This is a genomic window from Actinotalea alkalitolerans (genome assembly GCF_023369855.1).
In the GTDB taxonomy this organism is placed as follows: Bacteria; Actinomycetota; Actinomycetes; order Actinomycetales; family Cellulomonadaceae; genus Actinotalea.
Window position 1 is genome coordinate 316,245 of record NZ_JAMBPP010000004.1, and the last position, 18,959, is coordinate 335,203.

17 protein-coding genes are annotated in these 18,959 nt (G+C 71.6%); 6 read left to right on the forward strand and 11 right to left on the reverse strand.

The genetic code is table 11. The features are described from left to right. Nucleotides 1-6 precede the first annotated feature (6 nt). Both panB and M1R94_RS06735 read right to left on the reverse strand, forming a co-directional pair. Nucleotides 7-879, reverse strand: a complete 873-nt coding sequence (gene panB / locus M1R94_RS06730) for a 3-methyl-2-oxobutanoate hydroxymethyltransferase (protein WP_374109435.1) — start codon at nt 877-879, stop codon at nt 7-9. Further along, nucleotides 872-2,524 carry an NAD+ synthase gene (locus M1R94_RS06735; protein ID WP_249380892.1) on the reverse strand — a complete coding sequence of 551 codons (1,653 nt, stop codon included), beginning with the start codon at nt 2,522-2,524 and terminating at the stop codon, nt 872-874. Before M1R94_RS06735 ends, panB begins: the two co-directional genes overlap by 8 nt. Before the next feature lie 84 nt (nt 2,525-2,608). On the opposite strand from M1R94_RS06735, the gene glnA (M1R94_RS06740) reads away from it, so the two are divergent. Then, a complete protein-coding gene (glnA, locus tag M1R94_RS06740; RefSeq protein WP_249380893.1) occupies nt 2,609-3,946 on the forward strand; it encodes a type I glutamate--ammonia ligase in 1,338 nt (445 codons plus the stop codon). Nucleotides 3,947-3,999: 53 nt separating this feature from the next. Further along, the gene (locus M1R94_RS06745) at nt 4,000-7,014 is read left to right on the forward strand and encodes a bifunctional [glutamine synthetase] adenylyltransferase/[glutamine synthetase]-adenylyl-L-tyrosine phosphorylase (RefSeq protein ID WP_249380948.1); all 3,015 of its coding nucleotides are present in this window, start codon (nt 4,000-4,002) and stop codon (nt 7,012-7,014) included. Here M1R94_RS06745 and M1R94_RS06750 read toward each other — a convergent pair. From M1R94_RS06750 to M1R94_RS06760, 3 genes are read right to left on the reverse strand one after another with little or no spacing between them, the layout of a single operon-like run. Beyond that, nucleotides 7,005-7,451, reverse strand: a complete 447-nt coding sequence (locus M1R94_RS06750; protein WP_249380894.1) for a CoA-binding protein — start codon at nt 7,449-7,451, stop codon at nt 7,005-7,007. The genes M1R94_RS06745 and M1R94_RS06750 overlap by 10 nt on opposite strands. 40 nt (nt 7,452-7,491) lie before the next feature. Then, nucleotides 7,492-8,379, reverse strand: a complete 888-nt coding sequence (gene ligD / locus M1R94_RS06755) for a non-homologous end-joining DNA ligase (protein WP_249380895.1) — start codon at nt 8,377-8,379, stop codon at nt 7,492-7,494. Continuing rightward, complete coding sequence (locus tag M1R94_RS06760; RefSeq protein WP_283253059.1) at nt 8,376-9,332, reverse strand: ATP-dependent DNA ligase; 957 nt, start codon at nt 9,330-9,332, stop codon at nt 8,376-8,378. Before M1R94_RS06760 ends, ligD begins: the two co-directional genes overlap by 4 nt. 127 nt (nt 9,333-9,459) lie before the next feature. Here M1R94_RS06760 and ku point away from each other — a divergent pair, with 127 nt between their 5' ends. The 3 genes from ku (at nt 9,460) to M1R94_RS06775 (ending at nt 12,990) form a co-directional block, all read left to right on the forward strand. Then, a complete protein-coding gene (ku, locus tag M1R94_RS06765; protein ID WP_249380897.1) occupies nt 9,460-10,521 on the forward strand; it encodes a non-homologous end joining protein Ku in 1,062 nt (353 codons plus the stop codon). A gap of 3 nt (nt 10,522-10,524) precedes the next feature. Beyond that, the gene (locus M1R94_RS06770) at nt 10,525-11,580 is read left to right on the forward strand and encodes a PHP domain-containing protein (protein ID WP_249380898.1); all 1,056 of its coding nucleotides are present in this window, start codon (nt 10,525-10,527) and stop codon (nt 11,578-11,580) included. 282 nt (nt 11,581-11,862) lie between these two features. Further along, nucleotides 11,863-12,990 carry a M15 family metallopeptidase gene (locus tag M1R94_RS06775; protein WP_249380949.1) on the forward strand — a complete coding sequence of 376 codons (1,128 nt, stop codon included), beginning with the start codon at nt 11,863-11,865 and terminating at the stop codon, nt 12,988-12,990. 43 nt (nt 12,991-13,033) lie between these two features. Here M1R94_RS06775 and M1R94_RS06780 read toward each other — a convergent pair whose 3' ends face one another. Together M1R94_RS06780 and glnA (M1R94_RS06785) are read right to left on the reverse strand one after the other, a co-directional pair. Continuing rightward, nucleotides 13,034-13,546: a ClbS/DfsB family four-helix bundle protein gene (locus tag M1R94_RS06780; protein ID WP_249380899.1), complete on the reverse strand. Its 513-nt coding sequence runs from the start codon at nt 13,544-13,546 to the stop codon at nt 13,034-13,036. A 191-nt stretch (nt 13,547-13,737) separates the two neighbouring features. Further along, complete coding sequence (glnA, locus tag M1R94_RS06785; protein WP_249380900.1) at nt 13,738-15,162, reverse strand: type I glutamate--ammonia ligase; 1,425 nt, start codon at nt 15,160-15,162, stop codon at nt 13,738-13,740. A 198-nt stretch (nt 15,163-15,360) separates the two neighbouring features. Here glnA (M1R94_RS06785) and M1R94_RS06790 point away from each other — a divergent pair, with 198 nt between their 5' ends. Continuing rightward, nucleotides 15,361-15,828, forward strand: a complete 468-nt coding sequence (locus M1R94_RS06790) for an RDD family protein (protein WP_249380901.1) — start codon at nt 15,361-15,363, stop codon at nt 15,826-15,828. A 4-nt stretch (nt 15,829-15,832) separates the two neighbouring features. Here M1R94_RS06790 and M1R94_RS06795 read toward each other — a convergent pair whose 3' ends face one another. The 4 genes from M1R94_RS06795 to M1R94_RS06810 form a co-directional block, all read right to left on the reverse strand. After that, on the reverse strand, nt 15,833-16,567 hold the full coding sequence (locus tag M1R94_RS06795; protein WP_249380902.1) for a DUF4191 domain-containing protein: 735 nt from the start codon (nt 16,565-16,567) through the stop codon (nt 15,833-15,835). A gap of 91 nt (nt 16,568-16,658) precedes the next feature. Continuing rightward, nucleotides 16,659-17,660, reverse strand: a complete 1,002-nt coding sequence (lipA, locus tag M1R94_RS06800; RefSeq protein WP_249380903.1) for a lipoyl synthase — start codon at nt 17,658-17,660, stop codon at nt 16,659-16,661. Nucleotides 17,661-17,723: 63 nt separating this feature from the next. Further along, nucleotides 17,724-18,383, reverse strand: a complete 660-nt coding sequence (gene lipB, locus M1R94_RS06805) for a lipoyl(octanoyl) transferase LipB (protein WP_249380904.1) — start codon at nt 18,381-18,383, stop codon at nt 17,724-17,726. Between the two features lie 10 nt (nt 18,384-18,393). Continuing rightward, nucleotides 18,394-18,894, reverse strand: a complete 501-nt coding sequence (locus M1R94_RS06810; RefSeq protein WP_249380905.1) for a MarR family winged helix-turn-helix transcriptional regulator — start codon at nt 18,892-18,894, stop codon at nt 18,394-18,396. Nucleotides 18,895-18,959: the final 65 nt, after the last annotated feature.

An 18,959-nucleotide genomic window follows, 5' to 3' on the forward strand; every position in this document is an offset into this window, starting at 1 on the left:
GACGGCTCACTCGGCGAAGGTGTGCTCCTGCGCGGGGAACGCCCCGGACCTGACGTCCTGCGCGTAGGCGCGTGCGGCCTCGGTGAGCACCGCGCCGATCTGGGCGTACTGCTTGGCGAAACGCGGTGACCAGTCGGTCATCCCGGCCATGTCCAGCCAGACCAGCACCTGCCCGTCGCAGGCCGGTCCGGCGCCGATGCCGATCGTCGGGATGGACAGGACCTCGGTGATCCGTTCGGCAAGGGGCGCCGGCACCATCTCCAGGACGACGGCGAAGGCTCCCGCTTCCTGCAGCGCGAGGGCGTCCTGCGAGAGCTGCTCGGCGGCGTCGTCGCCCCGGCCCTGGACGCGCTTGCCCCCCAGGGCGTGCTCGGACTGCGGGGTGAACCCGAGGTGGCCCATCACCGGGATGCCGGCTTGGGTGACCTTGTGGACGTGCTCGGCGACCCGGCGTCCGCCCTCGAACTTCACCGCGTGGGCGCCGGCCTCCTTCATCAGGCGGACGGCGGTGGCGTGGGCCTGCTCGGGGGAGGACTCGTAGGACCCGAACGGCAGGTCGGCGACCACGAGCGACCGGCGCACGGCACCGGTCACGGCACGCGTGTGGCGGATCATGTCCTCCACCGTGACCGGCAGCGTGCTCTTCTCGCCCAGGATGTTGTCGCTCACCGAGTCCCCGACCAGCAGCACGTCGATGCCTGCGGCGTCGAAGATCCGGGCCGTCGGCGCGTCGTAGGCCGTGAGCATGGTGATCCGCTCGCCACGCTCCTTGGCCTCGCGCAGGTGGTGCACCCGGACGCGCCGCAACGGGGCGGTGTGCTCGGCGTGCGCGGCCCCGCCCGCGGGGAGCGTCCCTGCGGGGGTCGTCATCTCACTCATCGACTGGTTCCTTCGGTTCGCGCCACCGGTTGGTGACCGGCAGCCTACGGTCCCGCCCGAAGGCCAGGGCGGTCACCTTGGGTCCGGGGGGGTACTGGCGGCGCTTCCACTCGGCGGCGTCGACCAGCGAGAGCACCTTGTCCACCACGGCCGTGTCGAAACCACGGGCCAACAGCTCCGCACGGCCCTCGGCGTGCTCGACGTAGGCGTCGAGCACCTCGTCGAGCAGGTGGTAAGGCGGTAGGGAGTCCTCGTCGACCTGTCCCGGTCTCAGCTCGGCCGACGGCGGCTTGGTGATCGAGCTCTCCGGGATGGGTGGGAGCAGGCCGTTCGTCAGGGCGTCGTCGTTGCGCCATCGTGCCAGCGCCCACACCCGTGACTTGTCCACGTCCTTGAGCGGGGCGAACCCGCCGACGGCGTCGCCGTAGATGGTCGAGTAGCCCACCGCGAGCTCGGACTTGTTGCCGGTCGCGAGCACGAGGTGGCCCTCGACGTTCGAGATGCCCATCAGGATGACGCCTCGGACGCGTGCCTGGACGTTCTCCCCGGCGAGCCCGGGCAGCTCCATCTGGCTCTCGAACGCATCGACCATCGGACCGATCGGCTGCACCCGGTAGTCCGCGCCCAGCCGCTCGGCCAGGTCGGCTGCGTCGCCCCGTGAGTGCTCGGAGGAGTGGCGTGAGGGCATCGACACCCCCACCACGTTCTCCCCGCCCACGGCGTCTGCCGCGATCGCCGCGACCAGGGCCGAGTCGATACCGCCGGACAGGCCGAGCACCACCGAGCCGAACCCGTTCTTCGTCATGTACCCCCGCAGACCCGTGACGAGCGCGGAGTAGACCTCGGCGTCGGTGCCCAGCGGTGCTACGAGGGCGCCCCGCATCGCCGTGCCGTCCTCCGCGAGGTCCCAGAGCAGCAGGTGCTCGACGAACTGCGGCGCACCTGCGACGGGGTTGCCCTCGGCGTCCACCACGAACGAGCCGCCGTCGAAGACCAGGTCGTCCTGGCCTCCCACCATGTTGACGTACACCACCGGCGCGCGGACCTCGCGAGCCCGCCGGGCGGCGAGCTCGGCGCGCACATGCCCCTTGCCTTCCTCGTAGGGCGAGCCGTTGAGCACGACGAGGAGATCGGTACCCGTACCGTCCATCAGCGGCAGCGGCCCACCGTCCTGCCAGATGTCCTCGCAGATCACCACGCCGACCCTGCGGCCCTCGACCTCCACGACGCACGGCGAGGTGCCAGGCTCGAAGATCCGGTACTCGTCGAACACCCCGTAGTTGGGCAGGTGGTGCTTGTCGTAGCGGGCGACGACCTCGCCCCGGTGGACCACGACGGCCTGGTTCGTGGGACGGCCGCTCGCGCTGCGACCCAGGGTCCCCAGGACGACGGCGACCTCGCCGAGCCCGGCGTCGACCAGGGCCGAGGTGAGCGTGTCGAGGCTGCGCTCGGCCGCGCGGGCGAACGAGTCGCGCAGCGCGAGGTCCTCGATCGGGTAGCCGGTGAGGGTCATCTCCGGGAAGACGACCAGCCGGGCGCCCTCGGCCGCGGCCGACCGCGTCCAGTCCAGGACGGCCCGGGCGTTGCCCTCGACATCCCCCACGCAGGTGTCGATCTGGGCCAGTGCGATACGCAGCGCTGCCATGGTCGCCACCCTAATCGTGCTGATCTACGGCTCGCAGGTCAGACGTGTCACCTGACAGTCACACGGGTGAGGCAGGATGGCCCCATGGACAGGCAGCAGGAGTTCGTTCTCCGCACGGTCGAGGAGCGGGACATCCGCTTCATCCGTCTCTGGTTCACCGACGTGCTCGGGATCCTGAAATCGGTCGCGGTGGCACCCGCCGAGCTCGAGTCCGCCTTCGCCGAGGGCATCGGGTTCGACGGCAGCGCGATCGAGGGCCTGACCCGGGTGTACGAGGCCGACATGCTGGCCAAGCCGGACCCGTCGACGTTCCAGGTCCTGCCGTGGCGAGGCGAGCGCCACGGGACGGCACGGATGTTCTGCGACATCCAGACACCCGACGGCGAGCCGTCGCTGGCCGACTCCCGGTACGTGCTCAAGCGTGCGCTGTCGCGGGCCAGCGACAAGGGGTTCACGTTCTACACGCACCCCGAGGTCGAGTTCTACCTCTTCGAGAACCCGGCGGACCCCGACAAGCCGTTGGTCCCGGTGGACACAGCGGGCTACTTCGACCACGTCTCGCGCGGGACCGCGCACGACTTCCGGCGCGCGGCGATCACGATGCTCGAGTCGATGGGGATCTCGGTCGAGTTCTCCCACCACGAGGCCGGCCCGGGGCAGAACGAGATCGACCTGCGCTACGCCGACGCCCTCACCACTGCGGACAACATCATGACCTTCCGCACCGTGGTCAAGGAGGTCGCGCTCGAGCAGGGCGTCTACGCCTCGTTCATGCCCAAGCCGATGGCCGACCACCCCGGTTCCGGCATGCACACGCACCTCTCGCTCTTCGAGGGTGACCGCAACGCCTTCCACGAGCCGGGCGCGCCGATGAGCCTGTCGGTCACCGGGCGCCGCTTCATCGCCGGCCTGCTCCACCACGCCGCGGAGATCACTGCGATCACGAACCAGTACGTGAACTCCTACAAGAGGCTCTGGGGAGGCGCCGAGGCGCCCTCGTACATCTCGTGGGGTCACAACAACCGGTCGGCGCTGGTCCGGGTGCCGATGTACAAGCCGGGCAAGGGCAACTCCTCCCGGGTCGAGTACCGGGCCGTCGACTCCGCGACCAACCCCTACCTCGCCTTCGCGGTGATGCTCGCGGCCGGCCTCAAGGGCATCGAGGAGGGCTACGAGCTGCCTGACGGTGCCGAGGACGACGTCTGGGAGCTCACCGATGCCGAGCGTCGCGCGCTCGGGATCGAGTCGCTGCCGTCGTCGCTCGACCAGGCGATCGCGATCATGGAGAAGTCCGAGCTGGTCGCCGAGACCCTCGGCGAGCACGTGTTCGACTTCGTGCTGCGCAACAAGCGCCAGGAGTGGGACGGGTACCGTGCCCAGGTGACGCCGTACGAGCTGAAGCGGTACCTGTCGGTCCTGTGAGCACGGACAGCGTCGGCGGACGTCCTGGAGCGCGGCCCGAGGTCTCGCTGCGGATGCGGCTGACCCGCGGCGGCTTCACCGACTCGAGCCGCGCGCTGACGCTGCTCGCCGACGCGGACCTCGTCGCGCTGCTCGGTCCCCTCGAGGAGAGCTCGCCGCTGCGCGAGTCGCTGCTGGACGGCCTGTCCCGCACGGCGTCGCCCGACGACGCCCTGCTGGCGCTGACCCGCCTCGCGGCGACGGTCACCGCGACGGGTCCCGCGCTCGCGCAGACGGTCCGTACCGGTCTGGCGAACGAGGGCCTGCTGCGCACCAGGCTGCTCGCCGTCCTCGGGGCGTCCTCGGCACTGGCCGACCACCTCGCGCGGCACCCCGGCGACCTCGCCGCCCTCGAGGAGCCGACGGCAGTCGGGGCGGACAGCCGTGCGGTGCGTGCCGAGCTGCTCGCGGCGGTCGGAGCCGACCCGCAGGCTTCCCCGGTCGCTACGGTGACCGGCTCGCAGGGCGTGGACGCGCTGCGTCGTGCCTACCGCCGCAGGCTGCTGCGCATCGCCGCGGCCGACCTGACCAGCGAGGAGCCGCTGTCGCTCCTCCCCGCTGTCGCGGCGGCGCTGGCGGACCTGGCGGCCGCTGCCCTCGAGGGCGCGCTCGCCCTGGCCAGGTCCGAGCTCCCCGACCACGGTGAGGGGGTGCGGCTTGCGGTGATCGGCATGGGCAAGTGCGGCGGTCGTGAGCTCAACTACGTGAGCGACGTCGATGTGATCTTCGTGGCCGAGCCCGCGGAGGGGGTCGACGAGTCGACGGCGCTGACGGCCGGCGCGCGGCTCGCCACGGTGCTGAGCAGGGTGTGCTCGGCGGCCTCGACCGAGCCGGCGCTGTGGCCGGTCGACGCCGCGCTGCGCCCCGAGGGCAAGAACGGCCCGCTGGTCCGCACGGTCGCGAGCCATGTCGCCTACTACGAGCGCTGGGCCAAGACCTGGGAGTTCCAGGCCCTGCTCAAGGCGCGCACGGTGGCCGGAGACCTCGAGGTCGGCCGGGAGTACTGCGACGCGTTGTCGCCGATGGTCTGGACGGCGGTCGAGCGGGAGAACTTCGTGGAGGACTCCCAGGCGATGAGACGCCGGGTCGAGGACCACGTGCCCGCCGCCGAGGCCGACCGCCAGCTCAAGCTCGGGGTGGGAGGGCTTCGGGACGTGGAGTTCACGGTCCAGCTGCTCCAGCTCGTCCACGGTCGGGCCGACGAGTCGATCCGTAGCCCCAACACCCTCAGCGCGATCGCCGCGCTGTCGGCGGGCGGCTACGTGGGCCGCGAGCACGCCGCGCGGATGGCGGTGTGCTACCGGCTGCTCCGCGCCCTCGAGCACCGGATCCAGCTGCACCGGATGCGACGCACCCACCTGATGCCGACGGCCGATGCCGACCTGCGCCGGCTCGCCCGGTCGGTGGGCATGCGCAGCGGTGGCGCGGAGGAGCTGGGGGAGCGATGGCGCTCGGTGCGTCGCGAGGTGCGGCACCTGCACGAGGAGCTGTTCTACCGTCCACTGCTGCCGGCCACCGCGCAGCTGTCCCGGGAGGAGGCCAGCCTGGCGCCCGAGGCGGCGCGCGCCCGGCTCGCGGCGATCGGCTACCGCGACCCCTCGGGTGCCGTCCGCCACATCGCCGCACTCACCGAAGGGGTGAGCCGGCGGGCCGCGATCCAGCGACAGCTCCTGCCGGTGCTGCTGGGTTGGTTCGCCGAGGGCAGCGACCCCGACGCCGGCCTGCTGGCCTTCCGCAGGCTCTCCGACGAGCTCGGGACCACCCACTGGTACCTCAAGCTGTTGCGGGACTCGGGCTCGGCGGCGCACCACCTGGCGTGCGTGCTCTCGACGTCGAAGTACGCGGCCGACGCTCTCGCGCGCTCCCCGGAGTCGGTGGCCTGGCTCGCCGACGACGCCGAGCTCGCGCCCCGTGACCGCGCCCGGCTCGCGGCCGAGGCCGACGCCGTCCTGACCCGACAGGACGACGCGACCGGGGCCGCCACGCTGCTGCGCGCCCTGCGGCGCCGGGAGATGGCGCGCACCGCTGTCGCCGAGGTCCTCGGCCGTCGGTCGGTGACCTCGGCCGCTCACGCGCTGACCGCGGCGGCCGAGATCGTCCTGGTCGGGGCGCTACGGATCGCGGAGTACGAGGCGAGGCACGGGCCCGAGGGCCTGCTGACGCGTACCTCGATCATCGCGATGGGCCGGCTGGGCGGTCGTGAGCTGGGCTACGGGTCGGATGCCGACGTGCTCTTCGTGCACGACCCTCTGCCGGGGCAGGACGAGGCGCGGGCCCAGGCGCAGGCGGTGGGGATCGCCGCGCGGGTGCGGGCGCTGCTCGGCGCCGTCGGGCCTGAGCCCACCCTGGAGGTCGACGCCGACCTGCGTCCCGAGGGGCGCAACGGCCCGCTCGCCCGCACGCTGGCGTCCTACCGGGAGTACTACCAGCGGTGGTCCTCGCCCTGGGAGAGCCAGGCGTTGCTGCGCGCGCGACCGGTGGCGGGTGACGAGGAGCTCGGGCAGAGGTTCGTCGACCTCGTCGCGCCGCGCCGCTACCCGGTCGGCGGCGCCGACCCGGGCACGGTGCGCGAGGTGCGGCGGCTCAAGGCCCGGATGGAGTCCGAGAGGCTGCCCCGAGGCGTTGATCCGACCCGTCACCTCAAGCTCGGCCGCGGAGGGGTCAGCGACGTCGAGTGGACCGTGCAGCTGCTCCAGCTGCGTCACGGGCATGAGATCCCCGCGCTGCGCACCCCGTCGACCCTCGAGGCCCTCGAGGCGGCCGAGGACGCGGGTCTGGTCGAGCCGTCGGACGCCGAGACCCTTCGTGAGGCCTGGGTGCTCGCGTCCCGGCTACGTGATGCCGTCGTCCTGTGGACCGGACGCACGGGCGGGGCCGCTGCTGACGTGCTGCCGCACGACCGGCGGGCCCTCAGCGGACTGGCCCGGCTGCTCGGGCACCCGCCGGGTCGCGGGGCCGCGCTCGAGGAGGACTACCTGCGTACGGCCAGGCGGGCGCGGGCCGTGGTCGATCACGTCTTCTACGACTGATCACCGGACGCGCGACGGGTGCCAGCGGCCAGCCCTCTGGTACCGCCTTCGATCTTCGGGCACGTGTCGGTGATCACGGCCAGCCCGGCCAGGAGGGCGCGCTCCTCGGCCTGCGGGTCGTGGACTCCCAGCTGGAGCCACACGGCACGTGCCCCGATCGCGATCGCCTCGTCGATCACGGACCCGGCGCGCTGGGAGTTCACGAAGACGTCCACCACGTCGATCCGGCCGGGCACGTCGGTCAGCCGGGGGTACCCCTGGGCGCCGTGGACGGCTTCGGCGCGCGGGTGCACCGGGACGATCTCGTGCCCGAGCGCCTGCAGGTAGGCGGCGACGCCGTGCGCGGCGCGCCGGGCGTTGGTCGACAGCCCGACCACGGCCCAACGCCCCGGCACGGTCAGCAGGCTGTCGATCACGGCGGTCGGGTCGTCGTCCATGGGCCCAGCCAAACACACCGGTGGACGGGGCTGCCGGGACTCACGTCGCCAGCAGGTCGCCGTGCGCCGCGAGCCGGTCGAGCACCTCGTCCGGCCCGAGCTGGACCAACCCCGCGGTCACCTCGTCCCAGTGGCGTGGCGCCGCGACCATCGGGTGGTCCCGACCCCGCAACGAGTACGGGGTGACCGTGGTCTTGGCGGGATGGTTCTGCGACCAGTCGATCAGCACCTTGCCCGGTCGCACCGAACGCTTCATGGTCGCCAGCACCAGGGCGGGGTGCTGGGCGGCGAGGTCGTGCGCCACCTGTCGTGCGTACTCGCGCACCTGCATCGCCGTGCGCCGGCCGTCGAGGCGGGCGTAGAGCTGCATCCCCTTGCTCCCGCTCGTCACCGGGACCGACTCCGTGAGGCCGTCGTCGGCCAGCCGGTCCGCCACGAGGTGCGCGACCTGAGCGCACTCGTCGAGGCCCGCGGGCGGTCCCGGGTCCAGGTCCACCACGAGCCGGTCCGGTGGGCGGACACCACCTCGTGGGCCGACACGCCACTGCGGGGTGTGGAGCTCGATCGCGCCCTGGTTGGCCGCCCAGACCAACCCGGCGAGGTCGTCCAGGAAGGGGAAGTCCACGGTCGTCCCCTCGTCGTCGCTCCCCGGGCTCGCGTGCAGCACCTGGTGACGGAGCCACTCGGGTGCCCCCCTCGGCGTGTTCTTCTCGAAGAACCGCTCACCGTCGACACTTTCGGGGAAGCGGATCCGTGTCACGGGCCGGTCGCGCAGCTGGGGGAGGATCGCGTCGGCGACCCGCGAGTAGTAGTCGATCATCTCGGCCTTGGTGAACCCGGTCGACGGGTAGAGCACCCGGTCCAGGTGCGTGAGCCGCACCCGGCGTCCGCCGACCTCGACCCACTGGGGCTGCTGATCGGGGCTCATGCGTCCTCCCAGGGGTCGACCTCGGTGTCCTGGCGCAGCCCGCGCACCACGGGGTGGCGCAGCCGACCGATGCGTGTGCGGTGCAGGTAGGAGACGTCGACAGTGACGGCCGGTTCGCACCAGGTCGTGCCGCGCCGGTCCACCTCGGGGATGCCGTCCAGGGCAGGTTGCGGGCGCTCCAGACCGACCAGGGCGAGGGCGACGTCCTGTCCGCGTCGCCCGGCCAGGCCGCTGCCCGCACGCCCCAGGTAGCGCCAGGCGCCGTCGCGGTCGGGGGCGGCCAGGAGCAGGGAGCCGAGCCGGCCGGGCGTCACACCCTCACCGGGTGGCCGGGTCCCGTGCCCGACGCCCTCTGCCCGCCACCCGACGACGACGGCCGTACGGACCGACCGGTGGGCCACCTTGACCCAGTCAGGGCTGCGTCGTCCCGGCTGGTACGTCGAGGTCCGCCGCTTGGCCACCACCCCCTCGAGACCGTGCTCACGGGTCACAGCCCACAGGTCGTCCACATCGGGGTAGACCGGCGACAGGTCGCAACGCGGGGGTAGGGTGAGCCGTTCGAGGGTGGCGCGGCGATCGGTGAAGCCCCGGCGGGTCAGGTCCACGCCGTAGAGCGTGAGGACGTCGAAGACCACGAAGGTCACGGGTGCGCGACGTGCGAGGGTCGCTGCCTGGCCGGCCTCGCGGACGTGCATCCGTTCGGCGAGGGCCTCGAAGGAGGGGCGGCCCCCGGACATGGCCACGACCTCTCCGTCCAGCACCGCTCCCTGGACCTCGGTCAGACCACCGAGCTCGGGATAGGCCACCGTCACCTCACGACCGGACCGCGAGACGAGGCGCAGATCCCCCTGGGTGGTGTCGGCGAGCACCCGGACACCGTCCCACTTGACCTCGTACGCCCACCCGGGCCCGCGCGGAATCTGCTCGACAGAGGGCGCTGGGGTGGCGAGCATGGGCTGCACGGGTCCATCCTGCCCAGGAAGGTGCGTGACGGCACCCGGTCCGTGCCGCCCTGCCCCAGGGCGGTGAGGCGGGTGGTCGGAGCCCGACCACGGGCGGGCACCGAGCGAGGAGGACGAGATGCGCGCGATCTGGAAGGGCGCTGTGGCCTTCGGGCTGGTCAACGTCCCGGTCAAGGTCTACGCCGCGACCGGTGAGAAGTCGGTGACCCTCAACCAGGTGCATGCCGAGGACGGCGGACGCATCCGGTACCGCAAGGTGTGCAGCGTGTGCGGCGAGGAGGTCACCGCGGACGACATCGCCAAGGGCTACCAGACCGACGACGGTCGGATGGTCGTCCTCACCGATGAGGACCTCGACGAGCTCCCGCTGTCGACCGAGCGCGAGATCGCCGTCCTGGAGTTCGTCCCCGCCGACCAGGTCGACCCGATCATGCTCGCCAAGACCTACTACCTCGAGCCCGAGAAGACAGCGGCCAAGCCCTACGCGCTGCTCCGGCAGGCGCTCGCCGAGACCGACCGGATGGCCGTGGTCAAGGTGTCCCTTCGCCAGCGTGAGTCCATGGCGGTGCTGCGGGTCCGTGACGACGTCATCTGCCTGCAGACGCTGCTGTGGCCCGACGAGGTGCGTGAGGCGGACTTCCCGGTCCTGGAGGCCGATGTCCAGGTGCGGCCCCAGGAGCTGCAGATGGCCTCGTCGCTGGTCGAGTCCCTCGCGGCGGACTTCGACCCGAGCGCCTTCGAGGACTCCTACCGGACCGCGCTGGAGTCGCTGATCGAGTCCAAGGTCGCCACGGGGAGCACCGTGCGGCCCGAGGCGGGCGAGGAGACGGCCGAGGAGGGCGGTGAGGTCGTGGACCTGCTCTCGGCCCTGCAGCGCAGCGTCGAGAAGGCGCGCGACGCGCGCGCGGGTCAGGAGGCGAAGAAGGGGACCTCGGGGTCCACGCGGAGCACGGCCAGGAAGTCGACCACGCCCGGCGCGTCATCGGCCACCCCCGCGAACGAGACGTCGGGCACCACGAAGAAGGCGCCCGCTGCGCGCAAGGCGCCCGCTGCGCGCAAGGCGCCCGCTGCGCGCAAGGCTCCCGCTACCAAGAAGACTCCGGCCGCGGCCAAGACGGCCGCCCCGAAGGAGGCCGGCGAACCGGCGAAGAAGACCGCCTCACGTCGCAAGGCGTCCTGACGGGTGGCGCGCCCGGCTGCCGGTCCGGACGGCGCGCAGGACAGGGTGGTCTCCGCACTGCACCGGATCGCTTTCCTGCTCGAGCGCGAGCAGGCCTCGTCCTACCGTTCGGCTGCCTACCGCGGGGCGGGGGACGTGCTGCGGTCCCTGGATGCCCAGGCCTTCGGTGAGCACGAGCGCGACACCTCCTGGCAGGGGCTGCCAGGGGTGGGTGCGCGTACGGCCGAGGTGATCGTCGCGGTGCTGCGCGGCGACGTCCCCGCGGTGCTCCGCGATCTCGAGAGCTCGCTCGCGGACCGCCTCGCGGGTGCCACCCCGGCGGGCCGCGAGCTGAGGGCCGAGGTCCGCGGCGACCTGCACGCCCACACCGAGGCCAGCGACGGGAGCGCGTCGCTGCAGGACATGGCGCTCGCCGCGATCGAGATCGGCCACGACTACCAGGCGGTCACCGACCACTCCCCGCGGCTGACGGTGGCCAACGGCCTGTCGGCCGAGCGCCTTCGACGCCAGGTCGAGCGGATCGCGACCCTGAACACGGTGCTCGGACCCTTCCGGCTCCTCACCGGGATCGAGGTCGACATCCTCGACGACGGCTCCCTGGACCAGGAGGCGGACCTGCTGGCCCGTCTCGACGTGGTCGTCGCCTCGGTGCACTCCAAGCTGCGGATGGACCGGGCGCCGATGACCCGGCGGATGGTTGCCGCAGTGACGGGTCCCTCGGTCGACGTGCTGGGTCACTGCACGGGCAGGCGGGTCCGGGGTCGCGAACGCCCTCCCAGCGACTTCGATGCCCAGGCGGTCTTCGCCGCTTGCGCCGAGCACGGTGTCGCGGTCGAGGTCAACAGCCGTCCTGACCGCAAGGATCCCCCTGACGAGCTGATCGCCGTCGCGGCCGATCTGGGCTGCCTGTTCACGGTGGACTCCGACGCGCACGCCCCCGGTCAGCTCGACTGGCTCGTGGACGGGTGTGACCGGTTGGCGGCGCACGAGGTCGATGCCGACCGTGTGGTCAACACCTGGTCGGTCGAGCGACTGCTGGAGTGGACGGGTCGCCGGTGACACGGGCCGCGCCGTCGGCCGAGCAACCATCGGTGTCTCCCCCCTTCTGGCACGGCACGAACGGGGTGATACTGGGCCACAGGCACGAGTGCGAACCGGTACTGCGACGAACCACCGAGGAACGGCATGGGGGACGACGAGCCAACGGCGCCCATGGGACCGCGCGCCCTTGGTGCGCGCGGATCTCGGCTCCGGGCTCGCCCGAGGCGGCCTCGAGGACGCCACCGCGCGGAACGGCGGTCGGGCCTGCGTCCAGCGGTCTCGACGCTGGTCCTGGCGTTGATGGTGCTGCCGGCGACGAACCTCTCCAGCGCGGTGGCGGTCGCCGAGACCACTCTGACCGTCGCGCGCCACTCGACGGTCCCGACCCGGGCGGAGGTGGCGGCTGCGCAGTCCGCCCGTCGGGCGGCTGAGGCCCGGGCCACGGCGCTCGTCGAGGTGGACGAGGCGCTCTCGGTCGCGCGCACCGCGCTCGACTCGGCCCGCGATGTCCTGCCAGCCGCGCTGCCGGGCGTCGACCAGGCCCTGCTCGCGGAGTACGAGGAGGCTGTCAGCGACCTCACGGTGACCGTGCGCAACGGGCCCGGTGCTCTCGCGACGGCACCGGCCGCTCACGGGAGCACCGTGCCGGTCTCGCAGGCCGAACCTGGTACGCCCGCGCCTGAGGCCCCGGCGGTCGTCGCGGAGGACGAGGAGAGTGCCGACCAGCCGCAGACCTCCCTCGACACGCTGCCGGACGAGCCCACGACGACCCCGTTGGCAGAGATCGACGCCAGCCGCAGGGTCGCGGCGGCGGCACATGACCTGCTGCAGCTGGCCGAGGAGGTGCAGCGGGCGAACGAGGTGGCGCTCGAGCGTCTGGTGTCGACCGAGGCGGTCGCCGACCTGGCCGTCACCGTGTCGGCGGAGTTCAAGGAGTCCGTGGTCGAGCTCAGTCCGCTCGAGGACGACGAGCGGTCCGTCAGCGTGGTCCGGGTGCAGGTGCTCGACCCGTCGGCCGATCCGTACCCGAACGGGCAGATCCCCCTCGAGGCACTGTGCAGCCTGAGCTTCGCACCGGACTTCCTGCTCCGGTGTGACGCCGCTGCGGCTCTTGAGGACCTCAACGTGGCCTACCGCACCCACTTCGGCAGCGACCTCCAGGTCGTCAGCGCCTACCGGACCTATGAGCAGCAGGTCCACCTCAAGCAGACGCGCGGGTGGCTCGCCGCCCGGCCCGGGACCTCGACCCACGGCCGCGGTCTGGCCGTGGACCTGGCCGGGATCGGCGGACTCGGGCAGTTCGACACCCCGGGGTACCTGTGGCTCCGGGAGAACGCGCCGTCGTACGGCTGGCACCACCCCGAGCTCATGCGACCCGGGGGCGGCGGGCCGCCCGAGCCGTGGCACTGGGAGTTCGGGACGGTCTGACCCGGCCGCGGCACGCCGGGAGCAGCACCGGGGGGTCGCGTGCTCACCCGCCGGTGAGGACGCGCTCGAACCGGCGCAGCTTCGTCACTGCCCAGGTGTAGTGGCTCGCTGTCGCCGAGACGAGGTACGCGCCGAGCGACGTCGTGCCGGTCCACGGGTAGAGCCTCTTGGTGAAGAGCTCGGCGTCCGTGTGCCGGCCGATGAGGTCCTGGATCTGTCGATGCGAGGCGTCGAGGTCAGCCCGCACGACAGAGAGGTCGACCTCCTGGTACCGCTCCCAGATCTCCTGGTTGAGCGCGGGCAGCGTGCGCCACGTGTGGCCAGGGGCAGGGATGGCGGGACGCAGACCCCGCGAGCCCTCGTCGTACCAGCCGAGCATCATCAGGTGCCACGCGTGCAGGTGACCGAGCACGTCACGTACGCACCGGTCCCGGTCCTCGAAGGGGAAGGGGGCCTGCAGGGCCGTCCGGGGCAACCGGTCCAGCACCGTGGCCAGGGCGGTGTACGCGCGGTCGCTCGAGGCCAGCAGCTCATCACGGGTGGTTGCTCTGGGCATGGTGCGCGCTCCGGGTCGGCGCTGGTCTGACCTTCTCAGCATCGCCCTCGACCGCGTCGTGCGTGGCGGACGAAGGGCCCACGGGATGACCGAGGTCCGGCAGGCGCGCCGGACCCCGGTCACCACAGGGGCGACCGGGGTCCGGGACGTGCGGCTCATCGGCTCACGGCGACCGCCGTGAGCAACGACGATCAGCAGTCGTAGTACATCTCGAACTCGTGCGGGTGCGGCCGCAGCCGGATCGGCGTGATCTCGTTGGTGCGCTTGAAGTCGATCCACGTCTCGATGAGGTCGGGGGTGAAGACGTTGCCCTCGGTCAGGTAGTCGTGGTCGGCCTCGAGCGCGTTGAGCGCCTCGTCGAGCGACGCGGGGACCTGCTGGATCGAGGCGTGCTCCTCGGGGGGCAGCTCGTAGAGGTCCTTGTCGACGGGCTCGGGCGGCTCGATCTTGTTCTTGATCCCGTCCAGGCCGGCCATCAGCATCGCCGAGAAGGCGAGGTAGGGGTTGGACGAGGCGTCCGGGACCCGGAACTCGATGCGCTTGGCCTTGGGGCTCGAGCCGGTGACCGGGATACGCACGCACGCGGAACGGTTGCGGGCCGAGTAGACCAGGTTGACCGGAGCCTCGAAGCCCGGGACGAGCCGGTGGTAGCTGTTGACGGTGGGGTTGGTGAAGGCCAGCAGCGAGGGGGCGTGCTTGAGCAGACCACCGATGTACCAGCGCGCGGTGTCGGACAGGCCGCCGTAGCCCTTCTCGTCGTAGAAGAGCGGCTCCCCGTCCTTCCACAGCGACTGGTGGACGTGCATGCCCGACCCGTTGTCACCGAAGAGGGGCTTGGGCATGAAGGTGGCCGTCCGGCCTGCGGCGTGGACCACGTTCTTGACGACGTACTTGAACAGCATCACCTTGTCGGCAGACTTGGCGAGCTCGTCGAAGCGGTAGTTGATCTCCGCCTGCCCGGCGGTGCCGACCTCGTGGTGGGAGCGCTCGACCTCGAGGCCGAGCGCGTCCAGGGCCAGGCAGATCTGGTCACGCAGGTCGGCGAAGTGGTCGACCGGCGGGACGGGGAAGTAGCCGCCCTTGTAGGGGGTCTTGTGGCCGAGGTTGCCACCCTCCTCCTTGCGGCCGGTGTTCCAGGCCGCCTCGATGGAGTCGATGTGGTAGTAGCTCTCGGACTGGCTGGTGTGGAACCGGATGTCGTCGAAGATGTAGAACTCGGCCTCGGGGGCGAAGAACGCGGTGTCGGCGATCCCGGTCGACTTGAGGTACGCCTCGGCCTTCGCGGCGATCTGGCGCGGGTCACGGCTGTAGGGCTCGTCGGTGTACGGGTCGACGATCGACATGTTGATGTTGAGCGTCTTCTCGGTCCGGAAGGGGTCGAGATACGCCGTGTTCAGGTCGGCGATGAGCTTCATGTCCGACTCGTGGATCGCCTGGAACCCTCGGATCGACGAGCCGTCGAACATCTGGCCCTCGGTGAAGAACGAGGCGTCAACGGTCCCGGCCGGCACGTTGAAGTGCTGCATCACACCCGGCAGATCACAGAACCGGACGTCGACGAACTTCACGCCCTCGTCCTTGATGAAGGCCATGACCTCATCGGCGTTGCTGAACATCCGCTGCTCCTTGTTCTCGGGGATCTCGGGCTCTTCGGCGTCGAAGGTCGCCGCGTGCTCGGTGCTCCGAGGCTAGGGCGTGGGGGTTTCCTTGCCGTGTACCTCGTGTTTCGGCCGCGTTACCTGGTCCCCGCCGTCCGCCCGTCCTCGTCGGTGGTCGCTGCTGGCCCGCCGCCGGCCAGTCGATAGTCTTGCCCGATGGCGTCGCGACGGGAGGACCTCGGGTCCTGGCTGGAGGGTACCCCCGGAGGCGAGGGTTCTGGCGGCTCGTCCCGCCTGGGGCTGCCGGCTGCCGGACCCGGCTCGCTGGCTCCGGTCCCACGACGCCTCGTCGGCCTGGTCGTCGACTGGGTGCTCAGCACCGCGGTGGCCACGGCGTTCCTCTCGACGCACGCGCTGATGCCGCTGGCCGTCTTCGCCGTCTCGACCCTTGTGCTCGTCGCGACCCTGGGGAACACGATCGGTCATCGACTCGTCGGGCTGCGGGTGGTCCGTCTGCAGGCCACCGCCAGGGTCGGGGGAGCCGAGCCTGTCCCGCCGCCGGGTCTCGTGCCGGCGCTGGTGCGCACCGCGCTGCTCTGCCTGGTGATCCCCGCGGCGATCTGGGACGGCTCAGGTCGGGGCATGCACGACGTCGCGGCGGGGACGGCCGTGGTACGGCGCTGAGAGGTCAGCGGCCCCGCATCCCCTTGCGGTCGGGACGCGCCTTATAGGGGTCGACACCCTTGGGCAGGGGGAGCCGGGCTCCGCCGAGCGATCGGAGGCGCTTGATGACCTCGGAGGTCTCCTGCTTGGTCAGCTTGGACTTGAGCCGCTGGACGCGCCGGGGGAGCTTGCGCAGCGGGACCTGACCCTCCTCGCTGCCTGCCTGGATCAAGATGATCGGGACGTTCGGCAGCACGCGGGCGATCTTCTTGCGCTCCGACTCCAGGAGCTTGGGGACGCGGGACGCGGGGCCTTCGCTGACCAGGACGACGCCTGCCCGCCCGACACCCCGGAACACCAGGTCCTGGGTGCGGGGGTCGATGGTGACCGGTTCCTCGGGGAAGTCCCACCCTCGGCGGATGGTCCCCAGCGCTGCCCGAGCGGCACCCGGCTGACCCTCGAGGTTGCTGTACGCGGCCGTCTCGGCGCGTCGCGCGAGGATGAACATCCCCGCGAGAAGGGCGACCGGCAGGCCGACGAAGAGCGCGTAGATGGTCCGGTTGGTCGCCATGCCGATGACGAAGGCGACCGCGAGGATCCCGAAGAAGGCCGCCAGGATCCACCACGTCACCGCGGGGTCCATCTTCCGCGTCATCGTGTAGGCCTGCCAGACCTGGTGGTACCACCGGGTCTTCTTGACCTTGCGCGGCTTTCCGTCGGCGCCGGGCGCGGAGGAGGGTGCGGAGTTCTTACGGGCCATGACCCGAGAGTCTAGTGGGCCGCGGCGGCTGATCCGGCGCCGCGTTCCGGGACCCGGGCGAGCGGGCGGGCGAGCGCAGGCTGCGTGGGGATCAACGGGCGAGCAGGCTCGACGCCTCCTGGCGTGCGGTACGCACCTCGGCGAGGTGGGCCAGGGCCGGGGGGATCTCCCGGCCACGACGGCTCATCGCCTGCCCCCACAACCGGCCCGCGCGGTACGACGACCGGACCAGGGGACCGGACATGACCCCGAGGAACCCGATCCGCTCGGCCTCCTCGGACAGCGCGACGAACTCCTCGGGCTTGACCCACCGGTCCACCGGGTGGTGGCGCACCGAGGGACGCAGGTACTGGGTGATGGTGAGCAGGTCGCACCCGGCCTCGTGCAGGTCGACCAGGGCGGCGGCCGCCTCGTCGTAGGTCTCGCCCATGCCGAGGATCAGGTTGGACTTGGTGACCAGGCCCGCCTCCCGAGCAGCGGTCAGGACCGACAGGGACCTGTCGTACCGGAAGCCCGGTCGGATCTGCTTGAAGATGCGCGGAACGGTCTCGAGGTTGTGGGCCATCACCTCGGGACGTGAGGAGAACACCTCGGCCAGCAGCTCGGGGATGGCGTTGAAGTCGGGGATGAGGAGCTCGACGCCGGTGCCGGGGTTCAGCGCGTGGATCTGGCGGACGGTCTCGGCGTAGAGCCATGCGCCGCCGTCAGGCAGGTCGTCACGCGCCACGCCGGTCACCGTCGAGTAGCGCAGACCCATGGCCTGGACCGACTCGGCGACGCGTCGCGGCTCGTCGGCGTCGAAGTCCGCGGGCTTGCCGGTGTCGATCTGGCAGAAGTCGCAGCGCCGGGTGCACTGGTCGCCACCGATGAGGAAGGTGGCCTCGCGGTCCTCCCAGCACTCGAAGATGTTGGGGCAGCCGGCCTCTTCGCACACCGTGTGCAGGCCCTCGGACTTCACGAGCTTCTTCAGCTCGGTGTACTCGGGTCCCATCGTGGCGCGGGTCTTGATCCACTCGGGCTTCTTCTCGATGGGTGTCTCGGCGTTGCGGGCCTCGACCCGCAGCATCCGGCGGCCTTCGGGTGCGATCGTCACTCGTTCACCTTACGTCAGTCGTCCCACGACAGGGCATCGGGCGGGATCGGCTCCCAGGAGAGGTCAGGAGGCGACCCGCGTCGCGGCGAGCAGGGGGCTCAGCGCGGTGTCGAGATGGCGACGGAGCAGGGGGTCGACCTCGTGCAGAGAGACCCGTCGACCCAGCTCGACGCTGAGCGAGGTCACGTCGGCGTCGGAGATGCCGCACGGCACGATCCGCGTGAACGCCTCCAGGTCGGGGTCGCAGTTCAGCGCGAGCCCGTGCATGGTCACCCCTCTGGCCACCCGCACGCCGATCGCGGCGACCTTGCGCTCGCGACGGACGTCGTCGGCGTGCAGCCACACCCCCGACCTTCCCTCGACCCGGTGGGTCGTCAGGCCGAGGTCCCTGCAGGTGCCGATCACCGCGCCCTCGAGTGCGCGCACGTAGGCGACGACGTCGACCGGCTCGGCGAGACGGACGATCGGGTACGCGACGAGCTGACCCGGCCCGTGCCAGGTGATCTTGCCGCCACGGTCGACGTCGACCACGGGCGTGCCGTCCGTCGGTCGGTCCCACGTGGCCGTCCGCCGACCGGCCGTGTAGACGCTCTCGTGCTCGACCAGGAGCACCGTGTCCGGCCGGGTGCCCTCCGCCACGGCGGCGTGCACCTGGCGCTGCAGGTCCCACCCCTGCGCGTACCCGACCAGCCGGTCACCCAGGGACAGCTCGACGAACTCCATGTCAGGCACGTTACCCGTGCGCACCGGGCTCGACCTGGCCGCGCAGCCGACCCAGGGGGGAGTACTCGCCCGGTGCGGGGTCGTTCGCGTGGGGGCGTTCGGCGAGCATGACCGCCAGGAGCTCACGGAGCTGGGCGATCTGCCCGGCGCTGAGGCCGCGCACCGTCATCTCCTCGGCGATCCGGCGGTCACCGGCCTCGCCGAGAGCGGTCCGACCGCTGTCGGTGAGGGTGACCTCGTGGCGTCGCCGGTCGGCGGGGTGGGGGTGGCGGGCGACGTAGCCGGATCGTTCGAGTCGGGCGACCACGCGACTCATCGTCTGCTCGGTGACACCCGCGGCGTGGGCCAGCTCCCGCTGGGAGAGTGGCGCCCGGCTCAGCAGGAACAGGACAGGCAGGCTCGCGTGGTTGAGCTCCCACGTCTCCAGGTGGGCGTTCCAGTCGCGCTCGATCCGCCGGGCGACGGCCGAGAGCAGTCGTCCGGTGGGCCACTGGTCGAGCTGTTCCGTCATCTGCCCTGGTGCACCCTCCTGCTGCCCGCGGTTGTGTCGTGAGCCTAGATGACTGCATGATACTC

What these genes read in the sequence shown, in the direction of transcription:
- panB (WP_374109435.1), bottom strand. Translation starts at nt 879, where the DNA reads ATGAGTGAGATGACGACCCCCGCAGGGACGCTCCCCGCGGGCGGGGCC.
- M1R94_RS06750 (WP_249380894.1), bottom strand. Translation starts at nt 7,451, where the DNA reads ATGGACGACGACCCGACCGCCGTGATCGACAGCCTGCTGACCGTGCCG.
- glnA (WP_249380900.1), bottom strand. Translation starts at nt 15,162, where the DNA reads ATGTTCAGCAACGCCGATGAGGTCATGGCCTTCATCAAGGACGAGGGC.
- glnA (WP_249380893.1), top strand. Translation starts at nt 2,609, where the DNA reads ATGGACAGGCAGCAGGAGTTCGTTCTCCGCACGGTCGAGGAGCGGGAC.
- ligD (WP_249380895.1), bottom strand. Translation starts at nt 8,379, where the DNA reads ATGAGCCCCGATCAGCAGCCCCAGTGGGTCGAGGTCGGCGGACGCCGG.
- ku (WP_249380897.1), top strand. Translation starts at nt 9,460, where the DNA reads ATGCGCGCGATCTGGAAGGGCGCTGTGGCCTTCGGGCTGGTCAACGTC.
- M1R94_RS06790 (WP_249380901.1), top strand. Translation starts at nt 15,361, where the DNA reads ATGGCGTCGCGACGGGAGGACCTCGGGTCCTGGCTGGAGGGTACCCCC.
- M1R94_RS06780 (WP_249380899.1), bottom strand. Translation starts at nt 13,546, where the DNA reads ATGCCCAGAGCAACCACCCGTGATGAGCTGCTGGCCTCGAGCGACCGC.
- M1R94_RS06810 (WP_249380905.1), bottom strand. Translation starts at nt 18,894, where the DNA reads ATGACGGAACAGCTCGACCAGTGGCCCACCGGACGACTGCTCTCGGCC.
- M1R94_RS06775 (WP_249380949.1), top strand. Translation starts at nt 11,863, where the DNA reads ATGGTGCTGCCGGCGACGAACCTCTCCAGCGCGGTGGCGGTCGCCGAG.
- M1R94_RS06760 (WP_283253059.1), bottom strand. Translation starts at nt 9,332, where the DNA reads ATGCTCGCCACCCCAGCGCCCTCTGTCGAGCAGATTCCGCGCGGGCCC.
- M1R94_RS06745 (WP_249380948.1), top strand. Translation starts at nt 4,000, where the DNA reads ATGCGGCTGACCCGCGGCGGCTTCACCGACTCGAGCCGCGCGCTGACG.
- M1R94_RS06795 (WP_249380902.1), bottom strand. Translation starts at nt 16,567, where the DNA reads ATGGCCCGTAAGAACTCCGCACCCTCCTCCGCGCCCGGCGCCGACGGA.
- lipB (WP_249380904.1), bottom strand. Translation starts at nt 18,383, where the DNA reads ATGGAGTTCGTCGAGCTGTCCCTGGGTGACCGGCTGGTCGGGTACGCG.
- M1R94_RS06735 (WP_249380892.1), bottom strand. Translation starts at nt 2,524, where the DNA reads ATGGCAGCGCTGCGTATCGCACTGGCCCAGATCGACACCTGCGTGGGG.